The sequence below is a fragment of the Spirillospora sp. NPDC049652 genome, assembly GCF_040675125.1.
GTDB lineage: Bacteria > Actinomycetota > Actinomycetes > Streptosporangiales > Streptosporangiaceae > Spirillospora.
Map to the genome: position 1 here is coordinate 1 of NZ_JBFAOF010000744.1, position 3,705 is coordinate 3,705.

Here is a 3,705-nt window from a genome sequence, read left to right on the forward strand (position 1 = left end):
GTCGCCGAGCGTCCCGGCCGCGCGGGCGACGACGGGTCCGGCGCGCGGGGCCACGTGGCGGGAACGGGGATCGACGACGAAATACTCTTCCTCGATGCCGAACCTGAGCGCCATCCCACCACCTCGGTGCCGGGGCCGACACGGCGCGGCCGGCAGGGCCGCGCCGGACTCGGACGGTCACATCTGACGGTACGTGCCTGTTCGTCCGGTTGCACGCCCGGGGTCGGGGAGACGTCACCCGGCCGGGATTCGGCTTTTCCGTCCCGCGGATTACGGCGCGCCGCGTCCCGGCACGCCGCCGCCCACGGGCCCGTTCGCGGCACCCCGGTAGACCGATCGGAGGGCGTGCTCGCCTACCATCCCTGCCATGACGGTGCCGTCTGAAGAACTCGAACTGGCCGCCGCCTTCCCCCCGGCTGATCGCGACCGGTGGCGGGAGATGGTGAAGGGCGTGCTGCGCAAGACCGGCGCGGCGTCCGAGGACACCCCTCTCGACGAGATCGAAGGGCTGCTCGCGCACACGACCGCCGACGGCGTGCCCGTCGCCGCGCTCTACACCGCCGAGGACTCCGCCCCCGGACGCCCCGGACTCGCCCCGCGCGTGCGCGAGGTCCGCCCGGACGGCGAGGGCCTGGCGGGCTGGGACGTCCGGCAGCGGCACGGCCACCCCGACGCCGGCACCACCCGCGCGGCGATCCTCGCCGACCTGGAGAACGGCGCCACCTCGGTCTGGCTGACCCTCGGCGCGGGGGGCCTCCCCGTCGCGGCGCTGCCGGAGGTGCTCGCCGACGTCCACCTGAACCTCGCGCCGGTCGTGCTGGACGCGGGCGCCGAGACCGGCGAGGCCGCCGAGGCGTTCCTCTCCCTGGCCGCCGAGCGCGGCACCGAGCCGTCCGGGAACCTGGGCGCCGACCCGCTCGGCCTGGCCGCCCGCACCGGCGCGCCCGCGATCCTGGACGACGTGGCCGTGCTGGCCCTCCGCTGCGTCCGGGAGTTCCCCAAGGTCCGCGCCTTCACCGTCGACGCCACGCCGTACCACGACGCGGGCGGCGGCGACGCCGACGAACTCGGCGCGGCCGTCGCGGCCGGGGTCGCCTACCTGCGCGTCCTCACCGGCGCCGGGCTGAGCGTGGACGAGGCGTTCGGCCAGATCGAGTTCCGGTTCGCCGTCAACGCCGACCAGTTCGCCTCGATCGCCAAGCTGCGCGCCGCGCGCCGCCTCTGGCAGCGGGTCGCCGAGGTGTCCGGCGCGTCCGAGGGGACGGTCGCGACGATCCACGCCGTCACGTCCTCGGCGATGATGACGCGGCGCGACCCGTGGGTGAACATGCTGCGCACCACGGTCGCGGCGTTCGCGGCCGGGGTCGGCGGCGCGGACGCGGTCACCGTCCAGCCGTTCGACGCGCGCCTCGGCCTGCCCGACGACTTCTCCCGCCGCATCGCCCGCAACACCCAGACCCTGCTGCTGGAGGAGTCGAGCCTCGCGCGCGTCGTGGACCCGGCGGGCGGCTCCTGGTACGTCGAGCGCCTCACCGAGGACCTCGCCCAGGCCGCCTGGTCCTGGTTCACCGAGATCGAGAAGGCCGGCGGGCTCGCCGACGCCCTGGCGTCCGGGCTGGTCGCGCGGCGGGTGGGGGAGACCTGGGAGCGCCGTCGCCGCGACATCGCCCGCCGCGAGGCGCCGCTGACCGGCGTCAGCGAGTTCCCGAACCTCGGCGAGGTCCTGCCGTCCCGGCAGCCGGCCCCGGCCGCCCCGTCCAGGGCGACCGGTTCTTCCGGCGGCCTGCCGGTGATCACCTACGGGCAGGACTTCGAGGCCCTGCGGGACCGCTCCGACGCGCACCTCGCCGCCACCGGCGCCCGCCCCAAGGTCTACCTGGCCACCCTCGGCCCGCTCGCCGCCCACACCGCCCGCGCGGGCTTCGCCGCCAACCTCTTCCAGGCGGGCGGCGTCGAGACCGTGAGCGGACCGCCCGAGGAGTTCGCCGCCTCCGGCGCGACGATCGCGTGCCTGTGCTCGTCGGACAAGGTGTACGAGGAGCACGCGGCGGACGCCGCGCGCGTCCTGCGCGAGGCCGGCGCGGTGAAGGTCTGGCTCGCGGGTAAGGGCTCCTACGAAGGAGTCGACGCGCGGGTCTTCGCCGGATGCGACGCGGTGGAGGTCCTCACGACCACCCTGACCGATCTGGGAGTGAACCGATGATCCCCGACTTCTCCGAGATCGACCTCGGCGCGCCCGTCCCGGCCGACGAGGCCGCCAAGCGCTGGCGCGCCGCCGCCGGGGACGCCGCCCAGGTCTGGGACACCCCCGAGGGCATCGCCGTCCCGTCGGTGTACACCGGCGACGACCTGGCCGCGCTCGACTTCCTGCACACCCTCCCGGGCATCGCGCCGTACCTGCGCGGCCCCTACCCGGCCATGTACGCCACCCAGCCGTGGACGATCCGCCAGTACGCGGGCTTCTCCACCGCCGAGGAGTCCAACGCGTTCTACCGGCGCAACCTCGCCGCCGGGCAGAAGGGCTTGTCGGTCGCGTTCGACCTGGCCACCCACCGCGGCTACGACTCCGACCACCCGCGCGTGTCCGGGGACGTCGGCATGGCGGGCGTCGCGATCGACTCGATCTACGACATGCGGCGGCTGTTCGACGGCATCCCGCTGGACCGGATGTCGGTGTCGATGACCATGAACGGCGCGGTGCTGCCGATCATGGCGCTGTACATCGTGGCCGCCGAGGAGCAGGGCGTCGCGCCCGAGGCGCTGGCCGGGACCATCCAGAACGACATCCTCAAGGAGTTCATGGTCCGCAACACCTACATCTACCCGCCCGCCCCGTCCATGCGGATCATCTCGGACATCTTCGCGTTCACCTCGCGGCGGATGCCGAAGTTCAACTCCATCTCGATCTCCGGCTACCACATCCAGGAGGCCGGGGCCACCGCCGACCTGGAGCTGGCGTACACGCTCGCCGACGGCGTCGAGTACATCCGCGCCGGACGCGACGCCGGACTGTCGATCGACGCGTTCGCGCCGCGCCTGTCGTTCTTCTGGGCGATCGGCATGAACTTCTTCATGGAGGTCGCCAAGCTCCGCGCCGCGCGGCTGCTCTGGGCGAAGCTGGTGAAGGGGTTCGACCCGGAGAACCCCAAGTCGCTGTCGCTGCGGACGCACTCGCAGACGTCCGGCTGGTCCCTGACCGCGCAGGACGTGTTCAACAACGTCACCCGCACCTGCGTCGAGGCCATGGCCGCGACGCAGGGCCACACCCAGTCGCTGCACACCAACGCGCTGGACGAGGCGCTGGCCCTGCCGACCGACTTCTCCGCCCGGATCGCCCGCAACACCCAGCTGCTCCTCCAGCAGGAGTCCGGCACGACCCGGACGATCGACCCGTGGGGCGGCTCCGCCTACGTCGAGCGGCTCACCTACGACCTCGCGCGCCGCGCCTGGGGGCACATCCAGGAGGTCGAGCGGGCGGGCGGCATGGCCCGCGCGATCGACGAGGGGCTGCCCAAGCTGCGCATCGAGGAGGCGGCGGCGCGGACGCAGGCGCGCATCGACTCCGGCCGCCAGCCCGTCATCGGCGTGAACAAGTACCGTCCCGACGCCGACGAGAGCATCGAGGTGCTCAAGGTCGACAACGCGTCCGTCCGCGCGCAGCAGATCGAGAAGCTGCGGCGGCTGCGCGCGGAGCGGTCCGACGAC

At 73.7% G+C, this 3,705-nt stretch carries 2 protein-coding genes; both read left to right on the plus strand.

What is annotated here, in order from left to right; translation table 11 throughout:
- The first annotated feature begins 367 nt into the window (after nt 1-367).
- Entirely contained in the window at nt 368-2,203 is a 1,836-nt protein-coding gene (locus AB0J52_RS31785; RefSeq protein WP_500186477.1) for a methylmalonyl-CoA mutase family protein, read from the plus strand.
- Nucleotides 2,200-3,705 (plus strand): methylmalonyl-CoA mutase (gene scpA / locus AB0J52_RS31790; RefSeq protein ID WP_500186478.1); only part of this gene is annotated, 1,506 nt, incomplete at its 3' end. The genes AB0J52_RS31785 and scpA, both read left to right, overlap by 4 nt.